The organism is Amycolatopsis sp. NPDC059027 (genome assembly GCF_042739735.1).
In the GTDB taxonomy this organism is placed as follows: Bacteria; Actinomycetota; Actinomycetes; order Mycobacteriales; family Pseudonocardiaceae; genus Amycolatopsis.
On sequence record NZ_JBHYIK010000009.1, the window covers coordinates 21374 to 44406 of the forward strand.

General features: G+C 71.8%; 13 protein-coding genes. 6 read left to right on the forward strand and 7 right to left on the reverse strand.

What is annotated here, in order from left to right; genetic code table 11:
- Positions 1-25 precede the first annotated feature (25 nt).
- The 6 genes from ACFWY9_RS08450 to ACFWY9_RS08475 all read left to right on the forward strand — a co-directional run bounded on the left by ACFWY9_RS08450 (position 26) and on the right by ACFWY9_RS08475 (position 6060).
- Entirely contained in the window at positions 26-199 is a 174-nt protein-coding gene (locus ACFWY9_RS08450) for a hypothetical protein (protein WP_378338518.1), read from the forward strand.
- A complete protein-coding gene (locus tag ACFWY9_RS08455; protein WP_378338580.1) occupies positions 193-2505 on the forward strand; it encodes a phosphoketolase family protein in 2313 nt (770 codons plus the stop codon). The genes ACFWY9_RS08450 and ACFWY9_RS08455 overlap by 7 nt, the downstream gene beginning before the upstream one ends.
- On the forward strand, positions 2502-3635 hold the full coding sequence (locus tag ACFWY9_RS08460) for an acetate/propionate family kinase (RefSeq protein WP_378338519.1): 1134 nt from the start codon (positions 2502-2504) through the stop codon (positions 3633-3635). The genes ACFWY9_RS08455 and ACFWY9_RS08460 overlap by 4 nt, the downstream gene beginning before the upstream one ends.
- Entirely contained in the window at positions 3632-4072 is a 441-nt protein-coding gene (locus ACFWY9_RS08465; RefSeq protein ID WP_378338520.1) for a hypothetical protein, read from the forward strand. The genes ACFWY9_RS08460 and ACFWY9_RS08465 overlap by 4 nt, the downstream gene beginning before the upstream one ends.
- 15 nt (positions 4073-4087) lie before the next feature.
- Positions 4088-5044 (forward strand): universal stress protein, encoded by a 957-nt coding sequence (locus tag ACFWY9_RS08470; RefSeq protein WP_378338521.1) that lies wholly within the window; start codon positions 4088-4090, stop codon positions 5042-5044.
- 191 nt (positions 5045-5235) lie between these two features.
- Complete coding sequence (locus ACFWY9_RS08475) at positions 5236-6060, forward strand: VOC family protein (protein WP_378338522.1); 825 nt, start codon at positions 5236-5238, stop codon at positions 6058-6060.
- Between the two features lie 124 nt (positions 6061-6184).
- On the opposite strand, the gene ACFWY9_RS08480 is transcribed toward ACFWY9_RS08475, so the two are convergent.
- The 7 genes from ACFWY9_RS08480 to ACFWY9_RS08510 all read right to left on the reverse strand — a co-directional run bounded on the left by ACFWY9_RS08480 (position 6185) and on the right by ACFWY9_RS08510 (position 23010).
- Positions 6185-7255, reverse strand: coding sequence for a 3-deoxy-7-phosphoheptulonate synthase (locus ACFWY9_RS08480; protein ID WP_378338523.1), 1071 nt, complete (start codon positions 7253-7255; stop codon positions 6185-6187).
- 1 nt (position 7256) lies between these two features.
- Positions 7257-8726, reverse strand: coding sequence for an MDR family MFS transporter (locus ACFWY9_RS08485; protein WP_378338524.1), 1470 nt, complete (start codon positions 8724-8726; stop codon positions 7257-7259).
- Positions 8693-19135, reverse strand: coding sequence for an amino acid adenylation domain-containing protein (locus ACFWY9_RS08490; RefSeq protein WP_378338525.1), 10443 nt, complete (start codon positions 19133-19135; stop codon positions 8693-8695). The genes ACFWY9_RS08485 and ACFWY9_RS08490 overlap by 34 nt, the downstream gene beginning before the upstream one ends.
- 26 nt (positions 19136-19161) lie before the next feature.
- On the reverse strand, positions 19162-19962 hold the full coding sequence (locus ACFWY9_RS08495) for an ABC transporter ATP-binding protein (protein ID WP_378338526.1): 801 nt from the start codon (positions 19960-19962) through the stop codon (positions 19162-19164).
- Positions 19959-20891 (reverse strand): FecCD family ABC transporter permease, encoded by a 933-nt coding sequence (locus tag ACFWY9_RS08500; protein ID WP_378325583.1) that lies wholly within the window; start codon positions 20889-20891, stop codon positions 19959-19961. Before ACFWY9_RS08500 ends, ACFWY9_RS08495 begins: the two co-directional genes overlap by 4 nt.
- A gap of 113 nt (positions 20892-21004) precedes the next feature.
- Positions 21005-22021 carry a FecCD family ABC transporter permease gene (locus ACFWY9_RS08505; protein WP_378338527.1) on the reverse strand — a complete coding sequence of 339 codons (1017 nt, stop codon included), beginning with the start codon at positions 22019-22021 and terminating at the stop codon, positions 21005-21007.
- A complete protein-coding gene (locus ACFWY9_RS08510; RefSeq protein WP_378338528.1) occupies positions 22018-23010 on the reverse strand; it encodes an ABC transporter substrate-binding protein in 993 nt (330 codons plus the stop codon). Before ACFWY9_RS08510 ends, ACFWY9_RS08505 begins: the two co-directional genes overlap by 4 nt.
- Positions 23011-23033 lie beyond the last annotated feature (23 nt).

Consider the following 23033-nt stretch of genomic DNA (forward strand, 5'->3'; position numbering starts at 1 on the left):
CAGCCGCCGATCCGAAGGAGGCCGCATGCACCGCGAAAGCGACCGCCATTCGCCCCGGGATGACGACCGGCTCAAGGCCGAGCTGGCCGGGATGCTGCGCGGCAACGGACCGAGCCGCGCCGAGGAATGGCGCGACCCGGAACCGCCCGCCGACGACGATCCGGAGGTTCCGCCGTTCGGCCGGATGGACGCATCGTGACCACCGCCGCCCCCGTGCGGACCTCGTGCCGATACCGCAGGGCGGGCGACTACCTGAGCGCGGCGATGATCCACCTGCGCGACAACACCCTGCTGACCGAACCGCTGCGGCCGGAGCACGTCAAACCCCGCCCGCTCGGCCACTGGGGCACCTGTCCGGGGCTCAACCTCGTCTACAATGGACTGAACGCGCTGATCAGGCTGACCGGGCAGCGCACGCTGCTGGTCACCGGGCCCGGCCACGGCGCACCCGCCATCCACGCGAACCTGTGGCTCGAAGGCACCCACGCGGAGTACGACCCGGCGCTGAGCCGCGACGGCAACGGGCTCGCCGAACTGGTCCGGCGGTTCTCCTGGCCGGGTGGCTTTCCCAGTCACCTCTCCCCCGGCGTTCCCGGCGTGATCCACGAAGGCGGCGAACTGGGGTACGCGCTGGCGACCGCCTTCGGCGCCGTACTCGACGACCCCGGCCTCCTCGTCGCGTGTGTCGTCGGCGATGGCGAGGCGGAGACCGGCCCGACGGCGGCGTCCTGGCACTCGCCGCGGTTCACCGGCTCGCACGACGGCGCCGTCCTGCCGATTTTGCACCTCAACGGCTACAAGATCTCCTCGCCCACGATCTTCGCGTCGATGAGCGACGAGGATCTGGAGCACTACTTCCGCGGCTGTGGCTGGTCGCCGCGGTTCGCCGACGTGCGGCGGTCGGCCGACCCGGACACGCTCTTGACCCAGTCGCTGACAGCCGCCTACCGCGACCTCGGCGCGGACCGCCCGCCGATGCTGATCCTGCGCAGTGACAAGGGGGAAGGCGCGCCGGTGCGGGACACCGGCGGCCGTCCGCTGGCCGGGACGTTCCGGGCGCACCAGGTCCCGCTCAAGCACGTCACCGAAGACGGCGATGAACTGGCGCTGCTCGAAAACTGGCTTCGGTCGTATCATCCGGAAGAGCTGTTCGCCGAGGACGGCTCCCCCGCACCCGACCTGCTCGACGTCCCGCCCGAGGGCGATCTGCGGCTGGGTAAGGTACCGCAGGCGAACGGCGGGCTGCTGCGCACCCCGCTTCCGTTACCCCGCCTCATCACCCACTCCGTGCGAGTGGAGACACCCGGCGCGAGGGACGCGAGCGCGACCGAGGTCGTCGGCGGCTGGCTGGCCGATCTCGTGCGGGCGACCGAGGAACGCCGGGATTTCCGGATCGTCTGCCCGGACGAGCTCGAATCCAACAAGCTCGGCGCGGTCCTCGACGCGACGCCCCGCGCGTTCAGCGGCGACGTCCCCGGGTACGCCGAACACCTCGGCTCCGGCGGGCGCGTCATGGAGGTGCTGTCCGAGCACCTGTGCCAGGGCTGGCTGCAGGGCTACCTGCTCACCGGGCGGCACGGCCTGTTCCCCTGCTACGAGGCCTTCGTGTCCATTGTGGACGGCATGGTCAACCAGTACGCCAAGTTCCTGAAGATGGCGCGGGAAACGCCATGGCGCGCCCCGGTGTCGAGCCTGAACTACCTGCTCACCAGCGACGGCTGGGAACAGGAGCACAACGGCTACAGTCATCAGGGCCCCGGCTTCATCAACACCATGCTCACGAAACGGTCCACAGTGGCCCGCGTGTACCTCCCGCCGGACGCGAACACCGCGCTGGAGACGATCCGCCACTGCCTGCACACCACCGACCTGATCAACGTCGTCGTCGCCGGGAAACAGCCGACCGCGCAGTGGCTCGGCCCCGCCGAGGCAGCCGCGCACTGCCGCGCGGGCGCCGGGATCTGGGACTGGGCGAGCACCGCAGGCGACGAGGATCCCGACGTCGTGCTCGCCTGCGCGGGCACCACTCCGACGGTGGAAACCGTCGCCGCGGCCTGGCTCATCCGCCGCGCGCTGCCCGAGGTCCGGGTCCGCGTGGTCAACGTCGTCGACCTGCTCAGGCTCTGCCCGCCGGATCGGCACCCGCACGGCATGACCGGCGACGCGTTCCACCGGCTCTTCCCCCGTGAGGTCCCGGTGGTCTTCGGCTTCCACGGCTACCCGTCGGCAGTGCACGAGGTACTGCACGGCCGCCCTGGCACCGAGCGGTTCCATGTGCACGGCTATCTCGAAGAGGGCACCACCACGACGCCGTTCGACCTGCTCGCGGGCAACCGGATGACCCGGCACGACCTGGCCGCCGACGCGCTGACCCGCTCCTCGCGGGTCGGCAGGGCCCCCGATGTCGCGCGGGAACTGCTGCGGGAACGGGACGCGCTGCTGGCACTGTCCTATCGCGACGGCCGGGACCCGGAACCGATCACCGGCTGGCGGTGGACGCCGTGAACGTCCTGACCGTCAACGCCGGTTCGTCCAGCCTCCGCGCGCATCTCGTCGACACCGCCGCGGAGAAAGTGCTCGACTCCGCCGAAACCGGCGAGCCCGCGGACACCCGGGAATCCCGTGACGCGCTGGAGAATCTGCTCGACCGGATTCCTGCCGAGCCCGATGCCGTCGCGCACCGGTTCGTGCACGGCGGTGCCACGGTCACCGGTCCGGCGATCGCCGGACCGCGGGTCCGGGCCGCGCTCAACGCCGCTCGCTCCCTGGCCCCGTTGCACCAGCCGCCCGCACTGGCGTTGCTCGACCTGCTCCGCGACCGGCTGCCGAACATCCCGCACGTCGTCTGCCCGGACACGGCGTTCCACAGTGGACTCCCGGAACGCGCGCGGACGTACGCGCTGCCGGAACGCTGGCGGGCTCGCTGGGACCTGCGCCGCTACGGCTTCCACGGGATCTCCTACGGCTGGGCCGTCCGCCGCGCCGCCGAGCTTCTCGGCCGTCCGCTCGAAGAGCTGGACCTGCTCGTGGCCCATCTCGGGGGCGGCTGTTCGGTGTGTGCCGTGCACGGCGGGCGCAGTATGGACACCTCGATGGGGCTGACCCCGCTCGACGGCCCGGCGATGTCGAAACGGTGTGGCTCGGTCGATCCCGGCCTGCTGCTGTGGTTGCTGCGGGACGGCAAACTCGGGCTCGAAGAGCTCGCGCCCGCCTTGCAGACCGAATCCGGGCTGCTCGGCCTGTCCGGGATCTCCGGCGACACCCGCGACCTCGTCCGCGCGGCGAAGGACGGCGACGTCCGCGCCAGCTTCGCGATGGCCGTGTTCGAGCACCAGGTCTCGCGTGCGCTCGCCGGGGTGGCCGCGAGCCTCGACCGGATCGACGCGCTGGTCTTCACCGGCGACATCGGCTGGGACCAGCCCGAGGTCGCGGAGAGTGACGCGGACGGGCTCGGGGTGCTCGGCATCCGCGGCGGGCTCGACACCCGGCGTGACGCCGACGCGGTGATCAGCGGACCGGGCGCCGGCGTCCCGGTGCTCGTCGTCGAATCACGGGAAGAACGCGAACTCGCGGCCCTCGCCGCGCGGGCGGTCGAGGCCAGGGAACACGACGAGCCAAGGAGGGCGACCGGATGACCACCATCAGGACTCCCCGCCGGATCGGGACCGTGGTGCGATACCGGCTGCGCGCCGGCTTCACCGTCGACCGCGGGCTCTCCTGGGCACGCATGGTGCTCGACGAGGACAGCGGTCTCGAACTCGACGGCGAAAGCCTCCGCGTCCGGGTCGGGCACTGGCACGTGCCGATCTGTCTGTCCAATGTGGCCGGTGCGGAGGTCACCGAGGGATGCCTGCCGTCGGAACGCGGCGTCACGGCGTTCCCGGAGGGCCATGGCCTGATCGCGCGCACGACCACCGGGCCGGGTGTCCGTATCCGGTGCCGCGAGCCGGTCCCCGGCGCCGGGCCGTTCGACGGCCTGTGGCATTCGATGGTCACCGTGACCGTCGGCGAACCCGCGCTCGTCGCGGACCTGCTCACCCGGGTCGCGGGTGGACATCGGGCCCTCGCCTGAGGGAAAGGCGGAATCATGATCACGAACGAATCGGGTGGCGGGCCTGTCGTGGTCGGCACCGACGGCTCGCAGTGCGCGCGGCAGGCGGTGACGTGGGCGGCCGGCGAGGCGGCCGCGATGGGCCGCGGGCTGCTGATCGTGCGGGCGGCGCGGGGCCGGTGGCCGCCGCCGGGGGCCGATCTCCTCGCGGCGCCGCTGGCCGGTGCCCCCACGACCCATGATGTCATCCTCGACACGCGGCAGCGGCTGGCCGGCCTCGCCGCCGAAGTCCGGCAGCAGAATCCCGGCACCGTCGTGGAAACCGCGCTGCGGGACGGTCCGCCGGAGGAGGCACTGGTCGCGGTCGCCGAGGACACCGACGCGGCCATGATCGTGCTCGGCGCGTCCGGCTCCGGCGCGTTCGCCCGGCTCCTGCTCGGCTCGACGGCGGCGGAGGTGGCCCGCACCGCGTTCCGGCCGGTCGTCGTCGTGCGGGGTCCCTCGCCCCATCCGGCCAACGCGGGCCCGGTGATGCTCGGCGTCGACGGCTCCGACCAGGGTTCCGCAGCGGCCCGTTTCGCGTTCGCCTTCGCCGAACGGCATCGGCTGGCCGTCCACGCGGTCCACGCGTGGCTGAGCCCCACACTCGGCCCCGCGTTCGGCCCGGCGGGCGAACTCGGCCTGGCCGGACAGACCCCCGGCCTCGCACGGGACGAGCTGAGCGCGGCGGCGACGAAGGCCGTCCATCAGGCACTGCGGCCGTGTACCGAACGGCATCCCGATGTCGAGGTCACACACGAGGTCGTGGAGGACCTGGCGGCGAAGGCGTTGCTGGACCGCTCGGCCGACGCCACCCTGCTGGTGGTCGGCAGCCACGGCGGCGGCGAACTGCGGCGCGTGCTGCTGGGGTCGGTCGGCCACGCGGTGCTCTACCACGCCGACTGCCCGGTGGCCGTCGTCCGGCCGCCGGAGAAGACCGAACCCCCGGACTGAGCGTAGCTCCGGGTGCTGAAGGACGCTTTCAGTGCGTTGGCCGCGCTGAAGGACGCCTTCAGTGCATTGAGCGCACCGAAGGCGTCCTTCAGCACGCGCCGGGGAGCCGCTACGGTCTGGTCCATGATCGTCTCGACCCTCCCCACCTTCCCCGACCCACCACGTCCGCTCCCGGCGCCGGGGCGGGCGCGATGACGAGCGCCGTGCACGTGACGCCGGGCAGCCCGTGCTGGATGGAGCTGGCCACCAGCGATCCCGAGCGCAGCATGCGGTTCTACCAGGCCTTGTTCGGCTGGGACTACCGGCTGCTCCGCGACGGCGCGGGCCAGGACTACCCGGTCGCCGTGCTCGCGGGCGAACCGGTCGCCGGGATCCGCGTCCAGCGTCAGGTCGTGCGGGACTGGACCCCGTACCTGGCGGCGCCCGATCTGGCCGGCACCGCGTACCAGGTGAGCGAACTCGGCGGCACCCTGCTCGAAACCCACCCGCACGTCGTCCCCGGCGTCGGGGCGAAGGCGCTGGCCGACGACCCCGGCGGCGCCACCGTCGGCCTGGCCAGCCCGGCCGCCGACTGGGCGTTCGTCGCGGGCGAGCCGGGAACGCTGGTGTGGCTGGAGTTCGTCACCCACCGCGCCCATCAGGCCGACCGCTTCTACCAGCGATTGTTCGGCTACGAACAACGTCAGTTCGGCGACGGCCGCGACGTCGATTACATGGTCTACACCGCCAACGGCGACTCCGTGCTCGGCCGCGTCCGGATGGCACCCGGCACCCCCGATGACGTCCCGCCCCGCTGGATCGCCCACTTCGCCGTCGACCCCGACCACGGGTTCGACCACACCCTCCACCAGGCCCGCTCGCTCGGCGCCAAACTCCGCTTCCGCCCCTACACCTCCGCGCTCGGCAAGGTCGCCGTCCTGTCCGATCCGCTCGGCACCCGGTTCGCGATCATCGACCCGGCCCTGGCCTCGGACTGGGACTTCCGCTCCGCCGCCGACGACCCCTACGACGACTGATCACCGGCGGAGATCTCGCGTGATCAAGTGGAGATCTCGCGTGATCAAGTGGAGGTCTCGTGTGATCAGGCGGAGATCTCACGTGTTTGAGCGAGATCTCCGTTCAAGCACGCGAACCCGCCGTTCAAGCACGCGAGTTCGCCGTTCGGGCACGGGTGGCGCGGGCGAGGGTGTCGAGTAGCGGGAGCGTGCGGTCCCAGCCGAGGCAGGCGTCGGTGACGCTGAGATCCGGGCGTGGCACACCGGTTCCCGGGTCCTGACGGCCGTCGGAGAGGTAGGACTCGATCATGACGCCGGTCAGCGCGTCGGCGCCGTCGGCGAGCTGACCCGCGAGATCCGCGACGACCAGCGGCTGACGGTTGTGGTCCTTGCCGCTGTTGCCGTGGGAGGCGTCGACCACCACACGCGGAGGCAGGCCCGCCTCGGTCAGCGCGGCGAGGGCCGCGGCGACGCCTGCGCGGTCGTAGTTCGGGGTGTGCCCGCCGCGCAGCACCAGGTGGGTGTCGGCGTTTCCGGTGCTGCGCAAGGTGGTCGGCCGCCCGTCCGGTCCGAGACCGGGGAACGTGTGGGGCAACGCGGCGGCGCGGATGGCGTCGATGGCGGTGCCGACCCGGCCCGAGACGCCGTTCTTCATCCCGACCGGCATCCGCAGCCACGACGCCAGATGGCGGTGCGGCTGGCTGGTGACGGTCCGCGCGCCGACGGCCGCCCAGGTGACGGTGTCCGCGACGTAAGGGGCCAGCAGCGGGTCGACGAACTCGTAGGCCAGCGGCAGCCCGAGCGACGCGACCTCGGCCAGAAACGCCCGTCCGGTCCGCAAACCGGTCGCGATGTCGCCCTCGCCGTCGAGCGCGGGGTCGAGCAGCAGACCGGTCCAGCCGCCGATGGTGCGCGGCTTTTCCAGATACGCGCGCATGACGACGACGAGGTCGTCGGCGTACCGTTCCGCGGCCGCGGCGAGCAGGCCCGCGTACTCCAGCGCCGCACCCGGATGGTGGACGGAACATGGGCCCACCACGACCATCAGCCGCGGGTCGCGTCTGCCGAGCACAGCGGCGACGGTGTCCCGGTGGCGGGTGCTCGCCGCGGCGGCACTGGCGGGCAGCGGGTGCGCGGCCCGGAGTTCGGCGGGGGTGGGCAGGGTGTCGGTCGCGAGGGGCCCGCTCTCCAGGAGCGCGACACGGTTGTCGGGCATTTCAGGAACCTTTCCTGTGCTCGGAACGCACGGTTGCTTCGGCTTTCGCCCGGTGGCGGCGCGGCAGCCTGATCGCGCCCGCGGCGGCGACGAGGCAGAACCCGAGGACCCACCAGAAGGTGCCGGCGAACGCCGTGGAGATGTCCGTCCCCCGCGTGTCGAGCCGGGCCTGCAGGACGACCGCCAGCGTCGCGGTGCCGACCGAGCCGCCGACCGTGTTCAGCAGGTTCAGCGCGCCGGAGGCACGCGGGAGGAAAGCGGGGTCGATCCCGCTGTAGACGATGTTCATCACCGGCGCGCCGATCATCGCGATCCCCGCGCCGCGGGCCAGCAGGGAAAGCGCTATCAGGGCATCCGGCGGCGTGTGCCCGAGTTGCGTGAACACGACCGTGCCGAGGGTGACCAGCCCGATGCCGGTGAGCACCATCGTCCTCGGCGCGACGGTGTCGATCGCGCGGTTGACGAACACCGAGCCCGCCAGCGCGCCGACGCCCTGCGGCGCGAGCAGCAGCCCGGTCTCCCACGCCGTCAGGCCGCGTCCGGTCTGCAAGTACAGCGGCAGCAGGAACATCGTGCCGAAGACACCGGCGCCGAGCACCGCCAGCGCGAGCGCGGCCACCCCGAACGGCGGCCGGGTGAACAGCCTCGGGTCGATCAACGGCGTCCGGCCGGTCCGCAGCCCGTGGACGACGAACGCGGCGAGCATCGCGAGCCCGGCGACGATCGCCACGACGGCCACCGCGAGCGGGACAGCACGGCCGCGGCCGACCTCGGTGAGACCGAAGACCAGCACGGCAAGACCGGGCGAAAGCAGTGCCGCACCCCGGAAATCGAACGGCGCGCGCGGCTGGGACGGCGAAGACACGGGCAGATAGCGCCGAGCGAGGAGGATCGCGGCGACGCCGATCGGCAGGTTGACGTAGAACAGCCACGGCCAGTCGGCGACCGAGAGCACCGCGCCGCCGATGAGCGGGCCGAGCACCGGCGACAGCAGCGGGACCACCGCGACGATGCTGATGATCCGCCCGGTCCGGCTCGGTCCCGCCGCCCGCGCCAGCAACGCCTGCCCGGTCGGCGGCAGCAGCCCGCCGCCCAGCCCCTGGATCACCCGCGCCACCACCAGAGCGGGCACCGACCACGCGAGCGCGCAGAGCACCGAGCCGAGCAGGAAGACGGCCACCGCGACAAGCCAGGTCCGGCGGCCCCCGAACCGGTCCGCCAGCCAGCCCGACGTCGGCACCACAGCGACCACCGCGAGCAGGTAGGCGGTGCTGACCCACTGGATTTCCGTGACGGAAGCGCCGAAATCGTCCGCGAAGGTGTCGATGCCGACCGTGACGATCGTGGCGTCCATGGTCGCCATGAACGTCCCCAGCACCAGGATGAACGCGCTGCGCAGGAGTGCCGGGTCGATTCTCCCGGCACTCGCGCCGCCGGTCACCGCGCGTCCTTCCCGAACCGGGCCAGCCACTCGGCCGTGTCCTCGCCGAGCCGTTCGTCCCGGACCAGTTCCCCGATCACCGCGCGCAGATCCTCGCCCAGCTCACCGAGTTCCGCCGCGGTGAACATCCCGGGCTTGGCGGCGAGCACACCGGTCCAGCCGTCGCCCACCGGCATGATCGTGCACGTCAGCGGGTAATGGGTCGTCTCGCGGAACCGGGTCCCGGTGATCGTCAGTCCCGGCGCGGGTTCGCGCAGGCGCGCCGGGTCCACCGGGTAGTTCTCGAAGACCAGCAGGGTGTCGAACAGCCTCCGGTGCCCGGTGAGGCGCTCGAGGTCGGCCAGGCCGACATGGTGGTGTTCGACGATCGCCTGCTGCCGCCGCTGGAGATCGGTGAGCGCAGCTTCGAGCGTCCCATCCAGCCGGACACGCACCGGGACCGTGTTCGCCACCAGCCCGAGGATCTCCTCGACGCCTTCGACCTCCGGGGTACGTCCGGAAACCATCGTGCCGAAGCAGACGTCCCGGCGCCCCGACCACGCGGCGAGGACCATTGCCCAGGCACCCTGCACCAGGGTGTTCGGTGTCAGCCCCCGTGCGGCGGCGGCCCGGGTGATCCCCTCGACCGTCCGCGCGTCGAAGCCGAGCAGCACCGGGTCCGGAGGTTGTTCTCCCGCACCGGTTCCGCGATCGGTCAGGTAGTCGCCCTCGGGCAGGCCGTCCAGCTCGGCACGCCAGGCTTCGACATCGGCCGTCTGGTCACGAGCCGCCCGCCAGCTCAGGTAGCGCGTGAACGGGACCGGCGCCGGGAGGTCCGGCGTCGTGCCCCGGACCCGTGCCGTGTAGCAGGCGAAGATCTCGGCCAGCATGCGCGGCGCCGACCAGCCGTCGGAAAGCACGTGATGGCTGGTGAGCACGAACTCGGCCCGCCCGGGCTCGCGGCGGATGGCCGTCAGACGTATCGGCGGACCGGCCGCGAGGTCGAACGGCTCCGCGAGGTCCTCGGCCAGCAGCCGCTCGATTTCTCGTTGCCGTGCCCCGGATTCGAGGACCGAGACGTCGATGAACCGGCACTCCGGCCGCACGCCGGCCCGGATGACCTGCACGTGGTCGAGTGGCGCGGACGGGAACGCGGCACCGAGGTTCGGATGCCGGTCGAGCAGATCGGCACCGGCCGCGTGCAACGCGTCGACGTCGAGTGGTCCGTCGATCGAAAACGCCGCCTGCACGGTATACGGGTCGGGGGCTTCCTCGGCCCGTGCCCGGGAATGCCGCAGCATCAATTCCTGAAGCGGGGTCAGCGGCAGGACGTCTTCGACGGCGTAGTCCTGTTCCAGCGCGACGATCGCCGTCTGGTCCAGTGTGGACAGTGGCAGATCCGACGGGGTGAGCCCGGCTCGGTCCCGCGCCGCGGGGTCCGTCGCGAGCCGGGTCAGCGCGCGCTGGAAGAACTCGGCGAGTTGCTCGATCTCGAGGCTTTCGAAGAGCGCCGACGGCCAAGTGAACCGGAGGCCGAGACGTTCGTCGCGAGCCAGTGCGTCGACCATGAGACCGTACGGCAGCGGCAGGGTGTCGCCACCGCCCGAGCCGAGTGGATCGGCGTCCGCCGGGGCCTGCCAGGCGGTCTCACCGGCCGAGGCGGCCGGAAACTGCCCGAGGTAGTTCCAGCTGATCTCCGGCGCCACGGCCAGATCCGGTTCGGCCCCGGCGAGAATACCGTGGCCGAGCCCGTCACCCTGGGCGTGCAGCTGCTCCTTGACAGCCTTCAACGCTTCCGGGAACTCCTTGCCGGACAAGGCTGTTCCGGACAAGCACAATCGGGCGGGATGGACCGCGGTGAACCAGCCGACGGTCTGCGCCAGATCCACCGGACGCGAGCGGTCCGGAGTGTGCGGCGGACGGCCGTGACTCTCCAGCGCGACGAGGAGTTCCGCCGCGCCGCCACGCCACTCCCACACCGCGGTGACGAGCGCGGTGAGCAGGACGGTGTCCGGGGTCGTGCGGTAGGCCGCGGGCAACGTCGTGAGCAGTGTCCGCGTCGCCTCGGCAGCCAGCCGGATCTCGTGGTGGACGGCGGTGGCCGCGGTGTCCCGCACCGGATCGAGCGCGGTCACCGACAACGGACGCGCGGGTGCTTCCGCTATCCGCCGCCAATGCGGCAGTTCGGCACGCCGGGACTCCACGGCCGCGCGCAGCGACCGCGCCCAGCCGAGGAAAGATTCCCCGTGCCGCGGCAACGCAGCCGCCCGCGACTGACCGTCCACAACAGACATCGAGGCGTACGCGTGCGCGACGTCGTCGAGCAGGATCCGCCACGAAACCCCGTCCACCACAAGATGATGCGCGATCAGCACGAGCCGCCCCAACCGCTCCGGCCCGGCGTCCACCCACACCGCCCGCACCAACGGCCCCGCCCACGGATCCAGCCGTTCCCGGGCCTCCGCGATCGCGGCATCGGCCAAGGCGCGCGGATCCCCGGCGCCTCGCGCCACGGTGAGGACGTCCGCGCCGGTGACCTCGCCGACCGGCGGGATGCGGAGCACCGGTTCGGCACCCTCGCCAGGCGTGACGAGGCGGGCGCGAAGGACGTCGTGCCGGGCGAGGATCGCGTCGAGCACGGCCTGCCAGGTCGCGGTGCTCCCGCCCGCCGGAACGCGGATCTCGGTCCACTGGCAGTACCCGCCGGGGGACGTCCCGGCCGCGTCGCACCGGCGCAGCAGGTCGCGCATGACCGGGGTCAGCGGCGCGTCGCCCACCGCGGGAGCCTCGGGAGCGGTCTCGTCGAGCGAGGTGGCACGAGCGGCGATCCCGGCGACGGTGGCGCCTTCGAAGACGTCCCGCGCGGTCAGGCCCAGTCCTTCGCGCCGGGCCCGGGAAACCACCTGGAGCGACACGATGCTGTCGCCACCGATGTCGAAGAAGGCGTCGTCGAGGTTGACGTCGTCCGTGCCGAGCACCGCACGGAAGACGTCGAGCAGAACCGCCTCCGCGTGGGTGGCCGGTTCGCGCGCCTCGGACGCCGTGGTGCCTGGCGCGGGCAGCGCGGCGCGGTCGAGCTTTCCACTGGGACTCAACGGAAGCCGGTCGAGGACGACCAGCGCGGACGGCACCATGTGATCGGGCAGCTCCCCGGCCAGCCGCTCGCGCACCACCGCCGGATCGAACTCGACGCCGTCGGCCGGGATGACGTAGCCGACGAGCCGCCGGTCACCGGGCCGGTCCTCGCGCACGATCACCACGCACGCGCGAACATCCGGATCCCGGGTGAGCACGGTCTCGATCTCCGCGAGCTCGATGCGGAAGCCGCGGATCTTGACCTGATGGTCGGCCCGGCCGAGGAACACCAGCTGTCCGTCCGGCCGCCAGCGCACCAGGTCACCGGTGCGGTACATCCGCTCCCCCGGCGCGCCGAAGGGATCGGCGACGAACGCCTGCGCGGTCAGCCCGGGACGTCCGACGTAGCCGCGTGCCAGGCCCGGACCGGCCAGGTACAGCTCGCCGGTCATGCCGGCGCCCACGGGCAGCAAACCACTGTCCAGCACGTACGCGCGGATGTTCGGGTCGGGCCGTCCGATCGGCAGCGGGCCGGGGTCGTCGGGGTCGTAGTGCCAGGTCACCGCGTTGATCGTGACCTCGGTCGGGCCGTAGGCGTTGAACAGCGCGCGCCGGTCACCCCAGCGACGGGCCAGTTCGGGGTCGAGCCGCTCGGCGCCGACGACGAAGAAGACGTCCTTGTCCACCGTGCGGTCGTCCGGCATCGCGGCCAGGAACGACGGCAGCAGGTTCACCCCGGTGACCCGGTGCTCGACGATGTAGTCGAGCAGTTCGTCACCGGGCACGCGCACCTCCTCGGGCGCGATCACGGACGTCCCGCCGGACAGCAGCGGCACCATCGTCTGCCAGAACGCGACGTCGAAGCTGGTCGACGCGAAGTGCAGGTACCGTTCGCGTTCGGTGACCCCGACGACCTCCTCCTGCAGGGCGATCAGGTCGGGAATTCCCTTGTGCGGCACGGCGACGCCCTTGGGCCGCCCGGTAGTCCCCGAGGTGTAGATGACATACGCCAGCGCGTCCTCGGTGAGGCCGCGGCGCGCCTCCGCCGGATCCGTGTCCCAAGTGGACGGACCGGCGAGCGTGGCCGGATCGTCCAGCCGCAGCACGGGAACCCCGGCGGGCAGCACCGCGAGCGGATCGCCGGTGGTCACCGCCGCGGCCGGGGCGATGTCGCCGATCATGTAGGCCAGGCGATCCTTCGGGTAGCTCGCGTCCATCGGGACGTACACCGCGCCCGCCTTGAGCACCCCGAACAACGCGACCACCATCTCGACGTCGCGGCCGAGCAGGACCGCCACCGGGTCCTCCCGTCGGACCCCGCTCTCGACGAGCTTGTGCGCCACGCGGTTCGACAGCCGGTCCAGTTCTCCGTAGGTCAGTGTCCTTTCGCGACAGACGACCGCTTCCTTGTCGTGGTGACGACGCACCTGGGCGGCGAACTCCGCCAGACAGCTACCGCGTTCCTTCGACGGCACGATCTCGGTACCGGTCCGAAGCAGACTGTCCTGTTCGGACGCTTCGAGCATTGGAATCCGCGCCACCGGCCGCTCCGGATCGGCCACGATCTCCCGGAGCAGCGTGTGCAGCCACCGGCCGTAGTCCCGCACGGTCGCCTCGTCAAGAGCGTGCGGCTGGTAGCCGAGTCCGATCGTGATCTCGTCCTCGGGGATCACGATCACGGTCAGCGGATAGTGCGTGGCGTCGACGATGTCCACGCCGGTCAGCTCCAGTCCCGGCGCGAGCACGGTGCGATTCCGGCTCGACAGCGGGAAGTTCTCCATCACCAGCATCGTGTCGAACAGCTCGCCGGCGCCCACGGCCCGCTGGATGTCCGGGAGGCCGACCTGGTGGTGCTCGGCCAGCGCGACGCTGTCGGCGTGGACGGCGGCCAGCAGCTCGGCCGCCGTTCCGGACGGGGACTGCCGGACGCGGACCGGGATCGTGGTGCCGAGCTGGCCGATCATCGTCTCGACGCCGTCGACCTCGTCCGGCCGCCCCGAAACGGGACAGCCGAAGACGACGTCGTGCCGTCCGGTGAGCCTGCCGAGCAGCAGGCCCCACGCGGTCTGCAGCACGGTGGTCAGGGTGATCCCACGATCACGGGCGAACGCGCGCAGCCGGTCGCTGAACTGTCCGCCGAGCCCGATCGACACACGCTCGGGCCGGTCCACCTGCGCACTCCCCGTCGTGAGCCGGGTTCCCTCGTCGATCCCGGCCAGCGCGTCACGCCAGGTCTTCAGCGACGCCTCGCGGTCGCGGCCGCTCAACCAGCGGTGGAATTCACCGGTGGAGGTCGCCTCCGGCGCGACCGGGCCGCCGCCGAGTTCGGCGTAGAGGGCCAGCAGCGTCCGGCCGACGAGCGGCATCGACCAGCCGTCGAGCAGCGCGTGATGATTGGTGAGCACCAGCCGGTGTTCGCCCGGTGCGAAGGTGCAGAGCAGGAACCGGATCAGCGGGGGCTCCCCCGGATCGAACGGCCGCTTCAACTCCGCCCGGGTTCGCGCGGCGAACAGACCTTCGCGGTCTTCCGGTGCGGTGGCGGAGAGATCGGCCTCCTGCCAGTCGAGGAGGACGTCCTCGGGGACCACCTGGACGACCTCGCCGGACGTCGTCGTGGCGAGGTGGATCCGCAGCGACGGGACGCGCCGCAGCAGTTCCCGTGCCGCGTCGGCCATCCTCGCCGAATCGACGTCACCGGCCAGGAATGTCACCGCTTGGACCACGTAGACGTCGGTGTCCTCGTCACCGCGTACCAGGCTGTGGAAGGACAAACCGACCTGCAGCGGCGTCGCGGGCCAGACGTCAGCGACGCGGCGAGTGCGTTCGAGGGCATCGATGGTGGCCTGGTCGAGTTCGGCCAGCGGCAGATCCGACGGCGTGAGACCACCGCCGTCCGGCCCGATCCGCGCCGCGTGCGCGGCCAGCGCGTTCAGCGCCGCCTTCCACGCGGCTTGCAGGTCCGTCACGGTCTCGGCGTCCAGCACCTCACCGGCGGCGGTCCATTCGACAGCGAGCCGGGGCGCGCCCTCTTCGTGCACGAAGCAGTTGAGGGCCAGCACTTGTTCGAGAGCCTTACCCGCCGGTTCGAGCACCGCGAAGGCGTTCCGTTCCGGGAGCCGCCAGCCGGTGCCGGGCAGCGGCGTGAACCGGCCGAGGTAGTTCAGCAGGACTTCCGGCGCCGCGAACTCACCCCGCGTCGCCGGGTCCAGATACCGCAGCACGCCGTAACCCATGCCCTCGTCAGGGGTGTTTCGCTTGGCCTCCTTGACCGCGCGCACCAGCCGTCCGGCGGCATCACCGCCAGCGAGCGCGTCATCGAGGTCCATTGTGGACGAAATCGCGTCCGCCGGCGCACGGACCGGGTACTCGCTGGTGAACCAGCCAACGGTGCGGGAGAGATCGGTTCCCGGAGCGATTTGCGTCCTTCCGTGGCTCTCCATGGTGACCGTGACAGCGTCCTCAGTGGACCGTCCCCGGCTGTGCAGCGCCAGGACCAGTGCGGCGAGCAGCACCTCGTCGACACCCGCACGGTACGCCGACGGCAAAGTCGTGAGCAGTGCTTCGGTCACCTCGGGCGTGGCCATGGTCGTCGACCGGCGGGCGGTCGCCACGGTGTCCCTCGCCGGGTCCAGTGCTCGGCTCATCAGGCCAGGCGACGCGCTCGCCGCGTCGCGCCAATGGCGGAGTTCACCCCGCCGCGCGCCGGTTTCCCCTTGCTCGGCGAGCAAAGTGGCGTGCCGGCGCCACGACGTTCCCACCGGGGCGAGTTCCGCTGCCCTACCGCTGCAGGCCGCGTGCAGGTCGGGCAGCAGCACCCGCCACGACACTCCGTCGACGACGAGATGGTGGATGACCACGACCAGGCGATCCGGCTCATCTTCACCGGTCCGGACCAGCGCGACCCGCAGCAACTCCCCGGAGCGCGGGTCCAAAGTGGCCGCCAAGCGCTCGGCCACCGCGTCGACGTCTTCGCCGTGCACCTCGTTGACGACGTCGGCGGCGGACACCATCCCCTGTGGACGGACGACCAGTTCGCCCGTTACTTGTAACCGCAACGCGTCGTGCCGGTCCAGGATCGTTCCTACGCCCGCGACGAGGTCGTCCAACGCCAGGTCGTCCACCCTCAGCGCCGTCCACTGCGCGTACCCTGCCACGACATCGATGTCCGGATGCGGGTCGAGCAGGCCACGGACGATCGGCGGCGCCGGTACCGGGCCGGTGGGATCGTCGGGAAGCACGTCGGGAATGTCCTCGATCTCCTTGCCCGCCGCGGCGAGGGAAGCGAGACTCCGCCGGGCGAGGAGATCCCGCGGCCGCAGTTCGAGACCACGCGCCCGTAGCCTGCTGCTCACGCTGATCGCGGTGATGCTGTCCCCGCCGAGCGCGAAGAAGTCGTCGTCCACGCCGACCCGGTCGAGGCCGAACACCTCGGCGACGGCCTCGCAGAGCATCCGTTCCCGTTCGGTGCTCGCGGTCCGTCCGCCGCTCTCGACGCGCGGGACAGGCAGGGCGGTGCGATCCAGTTTTCCGTTGACCGTCAAGGGAAGTTCGTCGAGCACCAGCACCGCGGCCGGGATCAGGTGTTCGGGGAGCCACTCGGCGAGGGTGTCCCGCACCGCATCCGGGGTGACCGGCGAACCGGCGGACATCGCGGGCACGACGTAGCCGATCAGCCTCGCCCTGCCCGCGCCGGTGCTGACCACAGCCGCGGCCACGGCCACGCCGGGCACCGCGGCCAGCGCCGCTTCGACCTCCCCGATCTCCACGCGGTAGCCGCGGATCTTGACCTGCCCGTCGTCGCGTCCCAGGTATTCGAGGCCCCGCCCCGGCACCCACCGGGCCAGATCGCCCGTGCGGTACATCCGCTCCCCCGGCCCCGCGAACGGGTCGGCGACGAACCGCTCGGCGGTGACGCCCGGCCGGTTCAGGTAGCCACGGGCCAGCTGCGGCCCGGCCAGATACAGCTCACCCCGGGCGCCGTGCGGCACCGGCCGCAGCGCGCTGTCGAGCAGGTAGACGCGGCTCCCCGCGAGCGGCAGTCCGATCGTCGGCTCCCCGCCGTCGATCCGCGCGAACGTGCCATCCACAGTGGACTCTGTTGGCCCGTACAGATTGCGAGCCGGGACGCCGGAGGCGACGACCCGCTGCCACAACGCCCGCGGCGTGGCTTCGCCGCCGAGCACCAGCAACGACGGCCGGTGGGCTGCGGTGAGCAGGCCCGCGTCGACGAGCGGGGCGGCCATCGACGGAGTGGTGTCGACGACGTCGATCCGGTCCCGGGCGAACGCGTCGAGCAGCGCGTCGGCGTCGCGGGTGACTTCGGATCCGTAGAGGTGGAGTTCGTGACCGCAGAGCAGCCACAGCAGTTGGTCGAGCGAGGAGTCGAAGGCGAACGAATAGGTGTGCGCGGCACGAAGCCGCCTCCCCGCGGCGGCTTCCGTTTCGGCGACGAGGGTCGAACGGTGGTGGTGCACCAGGTTCGCCAGCGCGCCGACCCTGCCGAGGACTCCCTTGGGGCGGCCCGTCGAACCCGAGGTGTAGATGACGTAGGCGAGGTGTTCGGGATGACGCGGCGCGGCGAGTTCGGCCACGGCCAGCGGTCTATCGTCCATTGTGGACAGTTCGACGACCGTGCCGGGCGCGTCCAGGCACAGCCTTGGCACGTCGCCGAAGACGTCGTCGGCCGATGGCTCGGTGGCTTCGGTGGTCAGCGCGAGCGCGGGCCGGGCGTCGGCGACCAGCTCCCGTTGCCGGGCGGCCGGATGCGCGGTGTCCAGCGGAAGGTACGCCGCGCCCGCGTCGAGCACCGCGAGCAGCGCCACGACCAGCTCGGCCGACCGGGGCGCCGCGAGCGCCACCACGTCGTCCGGCCCGATCCCGCGCGCCCGCAGCGCGCGGGCCAGCCGGTGCACCCGTCCAGCGAGTTCCTCAGTGGACAGTCGTTCTTCCCTGTGCACCAGGGAGATCGCGTCCGGTTGCACGGCGGCCAGCTCCGCCAGCAATGCCGGGACGTCGCGAGGTGTGCCGGGCAACGCGGGCGGAGACCAGCTCGCCAGCAGTTCGGCGCGTTCCCCTGCTTCGAGCAACTCGACCTGTCCGACGGCGGGAGCGTCCGGCCCGGTCAGCGCCACGAGAAGCCGGCGCAGCACGGCCAGTTTGCGGTCGACCCCGGCCTGATCGTGGGTGCGGGCGTCGACCTCGAACCCGAGCAACAGCCCGCCGTCGCGGGTCGGCAGCACGCTCAGCCCCATGTCCTCCGGCGGCCCGCCCGCGACGTTGCGCATCACGCCGGTCGCCCCGGCGAAGTCGAGGGTGAGGTCGAACGCCTTGAGGTTGACGCCCCGGCCGTGCAGCAACGCGCCCGCGCCGGGTACGGCCAGGTCCTGCGGCAGATTCTCGCCCCGGTAACGCTGATGGGCGCGCATCTCCCGCATCGCCCCAGCGATGCGACGGCTCAGCTCGCCCAGCCGGTCACCACCGCGCACGCCCACCCGCAGCGGCAGCACGTTGACCGCCATCGCGGGCGTCCGCAGTTCGGCCGACCCCGTGCGGCACATCAGCGGCAACGCGCAGATGACGTCCGTGTCGCCCTGGACGCGGTGCAGGAAAGCGACGTAACAGGCGATCAGGGCTTCACCCCAGGTGACGCCCTCCCGTTCGGCAGCGGCGCGCAGCCACGTGACCTCCTCGGGCGGGACGACCGCGCGGGCGGTCAGCGTGTCCTCCGGCGGTCCCGCCGCGGAATCTCCGTCGCCCAGTTCCGGCAGCGGCGTGAGCCGATCACGCCAATACGCGCGATCGCGTTCGCACTGCTCGCTTTCCCGGTAAACGCGATCGGATTCGACGACGTCCGCGAAGCGCCCGAACGGCGACGGCGCCACCTCGGTGCCTCGCACCAGCGCGGTGTAGTGCGCGGCGGTCCGGCGGGCCAGCATCGCGGCCGAGTAGCCGTCGAACACCAGATGGTGGCCGAGCAGGGTGTACCAGACCTCGCGGTCGGACAGCCGGATCACCGTCTGGGAGTACAGTTTCCGGTCGGCCATGTCGCGGCAGGCGTCGGCGAGCCGGAGCCGTTCGGCCGCCACGAACGCCTCCGCGACCTCGCGCGGATCGGTCTCGGCACGCAGATCGACGACGTCCGGCAGTTCCGCCCGCGCGTCGCCGATCACCTGACGTGGGCCTTCCGGCGTGTCGAAAACGCGCAGCCGCAACGACTCCGCCTCGTCCACAGTGGATGCAATTGCCTTGGCCAGCGCCTCGACGTCCACCGGCTCGGCCCCGGACACCTCCACGACGTCGCCGACCACGTAGAACCGCGAGTCCGGCTCCAGCCGCTGCGCGTTCCAGATGCCGAGCTGGGCGCCGGTGAGAGGCAGTGAGGTCAAGGGAGGCTCCTGAAGAGGTCTGCGATTCACGGGCACGCGTCGAGGTCCGGGACCACCATGGGTGTGCCCGTGACCGGATCCGGCACCACCACACACGGCAGGTCGAAGACCTCCTTGAGCAACGCCTCGTCCACAATGGACGAGGCGGCGCCCTCTGCGACGACGCGGCCGTCCTTCATCGCCACCAGGTGATCGGCGTACCGGCAGGCCTGGTTGATGTCGTGCAGGACCGCGACGATGGTGCGGCCTTCGTCACGCAGCCGCGCGAGCAGGGCCAGCAGCTGGTACTGGTGCGTGATGTCGAGGAACGACGTGGGCTCGTCGAGCAGCAGGTACGGCGTCTCCTGGGCCAGCACCATCGCGATCCACACCCGCTGCCGCTGACCGCCGGACAGCTCGTGCACGCCCCGTCCGGCGAGATCGGCGACACCCGCGGCTTCCATAGCCCCGGTCACCGCCCGTTCGTCCACTTCGGACCAGGCGGCAAGCAGCGACTGGTGCGGGAAGCGCCCGCGCGCGACGAGCTGGCGGACCCTGATGTTCTCCGGGGCCACCGGATCCTGCGGCAGGAAGCCGAGTTCGCGTGCCAGCGCCTTGGTCGGGTACGCGCCCACCTCGCGGTCGTCGAACCGCACGGCCCCCTCCGCCGGGCGCAGCAGGCGGACGAACGCCCGCAGCAGTGTCGACTTCCCGCAGGCGTTGGGGCCCACGATCGCGGTGAAGGCGCCATCGGGAATGTCGAGACTCAGCCGGGTCGACACCACTCGCTCGCCGTAGCGCAGTGTCAGCTCCCGCGCCACCAGCCGAGCACTAGTCCCCTCGCTCACGAACGCCTCACTTCCTTGGTCAGCAACCAGATCAGGTAACAGCCGCCGATCGCGGCGCTGACCACGCCGACCGGGAGCGACACCGGCGCCAGCAGCATCTGCGCAATCAGGTCGGCGCCCTGCAACAGCACCGCGCCGGTCAGCGCGGCCGGGAGCAGCGGCACCCCGGGCGCCTTGGCCAGCCTGCGGCCGATCTGCGGCGCGGCCAGCGCGATGAACACGATCGGCCCGGCCACGGCGGTCACCGTCGCCGTGCAGCCGACACCGACGAGCACCATCAGCAGCCGCAGCCCGCCGAGGCCGACGCCGCTGGTCACCGCGAGGTCGTCGCCGAGGGCGGCCTGGTGCATGGCGTGCGACCGGGTCGTGATCACGACCAGCAGCACGGCGATGATCGCGAACGGCAGTACCACCTTCGGCCAGCCGATCCCGTTGAGCGAGCCCGCGTGCCAGCCCACCGCCGCGATCGCGACGTCGAGATCGGCGCGCAGCACGATCCAGGAGTTGAGCGCGGTGATCATCGCGTTCATCGCGACCCCGATCACCACCAGCCGCAGCCCGGACAGCCCGCCCCGCATCGACAGCAGGTAGATCACGGCCGCCACCAGCAGCCCGCCCAGCACCGAGCTCAGCGCCAGCGTTCCGGCCGCCCCGCCCAGTACGGTCAGCGCGACGAGCGCGCCGGTGTAGGCACCGGCGTCGAGGCCGATGACGTCCGGGCTGCCCATCGGATTCCGGGTCAGGTTCTGGAAAATCGCCCCGGCCACGCCCAGCGCCGCACCGAAGACGAGCCCGGCCAGCACGCGCGGCAACCGCCAGTCCCGGATGACGACGACCGAGTCGCCGTACCCGCCGAGCGCGGCGAACACCTCGCCGGGATTCGCCCACGATGCGCCGAAACACAGGCCGAGCAGCCCGAGCCCGAGCATCACCACGACCAGCGACGCCGCCAGTACGAGCGTCCGCCGCTCGGCCCGGATCGCGGCCCCGCGCCACACGACGACGTTCACGGCCGTTTTCCCAGCGGTTTTCACAGCGGTCTTCACAGTGCCGCCACCCCGTACTTCCGCACGGCCCAGATGAGCGCCGGGGCACCGAGGAACGCGGTCACGATCGCGACCGGCACCTCGCCGGTCGGCAGCAGCACCCGCGAACCGACGTCGGCCACGAGCAGCAGGATCGGCGCCAGGACCATCGTGTAGGCCAGCAGCCACGGCACCGAACCCGTGGCGAGACGGCGGGCCAGATGCGGGACGATCAGGCCCACGAACAAAATCGGACCCGCTACCGCCGTCGCCGCGCCGGTGAGCGCGGTGATCAGGACGAGCGTGGTGAGCCGCACCCGCGCGACGTTCGTGCCCAGCGTGTGCGCGACCGTCTCGCCGAGCGCGACGGCGTTGAGCGACCGGCTCAGCAGCAGGGCCCCGATCAGCGCGACGCCGATCACCACCATCGGCAGCAGCACCGGCGCCTGCTCACGCCCCGCCAGCGAACCGACCGACCAGAAGCGGTACTGGTCGAGGACGTCGGGGAACATCAGCCGCATCCCGAGCGTGAGCCCGTTCAGCACCGCCGTGAGCGCCACCCCGGAGAGCACCAGCCGCAGCGGCGACTGGCGGCCGACCGAGTAGACCAGCAACGCGGCCAGCACAGAACCCACCACGGCGAACCCGAGCTGCCCGGCCTGCGACGCCGCCGCGCCGAGCGCGGATCCCAGGGTGACCGCGAACCCCGCGCCCGAGGTCGCCCCGAGGATGCCGGGTTCGGCGAGCGGATTGCGCGACAACGTCTGGATCAGCGCGCCCGCGACGCCCAGCGCGGCGCCGACGGCGATAGCGAGCAACGCGCGCGGCGCGCGGACGTCGCGGACGATCGTCTGGTCACTCGAACCGTCGAAGGCGACGAGCGCGCGCACGACCTCGCCCGGTGCGACGGCGTGGGCGCCGATGCCGATGCTGACCACGGCCACCACCCCGAGCGCCACCAGGGCGACGATCAGGACGGTGGTCCGCTTGACGCCGGGAGCCGCTGTGGTACCCGCCGGCCGCGTGACCGTCACTTCGCCAGCAGCGGCGCGAACGCCTTGTCGACCGCGTCCAGGGTCATCATGGCGCCCTTGTAGGTGGCGGCCTCGGTGTAGCGGAACGGGTAGACCTTCCCGGCCTTCACCGCGGGCAGGTTCTTCCACAGTGGAGAGTCCAGAACGTACTGGACGGCGGGCGGGACAGAGCCGTCGGCCTTGACCGAGTAGGTGATCGCGTCGGCCTCGGCGAACGCGGTCGGCAGTTCCTCGATGGACGGGTACTCGCTGACGTCCTTCGAACCGCCGCCCTTCTTCTTGACCTGGCCGTAGTAGTTCGCGCCGGCGTCCTGGGCGATGTTGGTGCCCCACGAGCCGTTGAACTCGCGCTGGAAGTTGCCCTTCGCGACCTCGCCGTACGCGCCGACGTGGCCGAGCTTCAGCTGCGGCAGCACGGCCTTGTACTTGGCGGCGAGCTGGTCGGCCTTGGCCTTGTACTCGGCCTGGGTGCGGTCGAAGTTCGCCAGCGCGCCGGCGGCGTCGGCCTGGCGGCGGGACAGGTCACGCCAGGCGGACGGGACCGTCGGCCCGATCGCCACCACCGGCGCCACGGCCTTGAGCCGGTTGACGTCGATGTCCTTCAGCACCGGCGCGGGCACGCCGATGACGATGAGGTCGGGTTTGGCGTTCGCGATGGCCTCGTAGTTCGTCTCTGCCGCCTGCTCCCCCGCGACCTTCTTGAGGCCGTCGTAGGTCGCCTTGTCCTGCGGACTCATCAGCGGGATTCCCCGCGCCCACGTCGAAATCCCGACCAGCGGCGCGCCGGCTTCGATCAGCGCGGGCACCGCGTAGCCGGTGGCGACGACGCGCTGCGGCTTGGCCGGGATGGTGATCTGGCCGTTGTCCGCGGCGAAGACCCGCGTCCCGCCCTCGGCCGCGGGGGCACCGTTCGACGCGCAGCCGGTGACGGCCACGGTGAGCGACAGCGCCAAGGCGCCGAGGAGACGGAGTGAACGGCCAGCACGCATAGGTAGTTCCTTTGTAGACACAG

Coding starts and splice junctions, on each gene's coding strand:
- ACFWY9_RS08450 (WP_378338518.1), top strand. CDS start 26: ATGCACCGCGAAAGCGACCGCCATTCGCCCCGGGATGACGACCGGCTC.
- ACFWY9_RS08465 (WP_378338520.1), top strand. CDS start 3,632: ATGACCACCATCAGGACTCCCCGCCGGATCGGGACCGTGGTGCGATAC.
- ACFWY9_RS08470 (WP_378338521.1), top strand. CDS start 4,088: ATGATCACGAACGAATCGGGTGGCGGGCCTGTCGTGGTCGGCACCGAC.
- ACFWY9_RS08475 (WP_378338522.1), top strand. CDS start 5,236: ATGACGAGCGCCGTGCACGTGACGCCGGGCAGCCCGTGCTGGATGGAG.
- ACFWY9_RS08480 (WP_378338523.1), bottom strand. CDS start 7,255: ATGCCCGACAACCGTGTCGCGCTCCTGGAGAGCGGGCCCCTCGCGACC.
- ACFWY9_RS08500 (WP_378325583.1), bottom strand. CDS start 20,891: ATGCTCGGGCTCGGGCTGCTCGGCCTGTGTTTCGGCGCATCGTGGGCG.
- ACFWY9_RS08510 (WP_378338528.1), bottom strand. CDS start 23,010: ATGCGTGCTGGCCGTTCACTCCGTCTCCTCGGCGCCTTGGCGCTGTCG.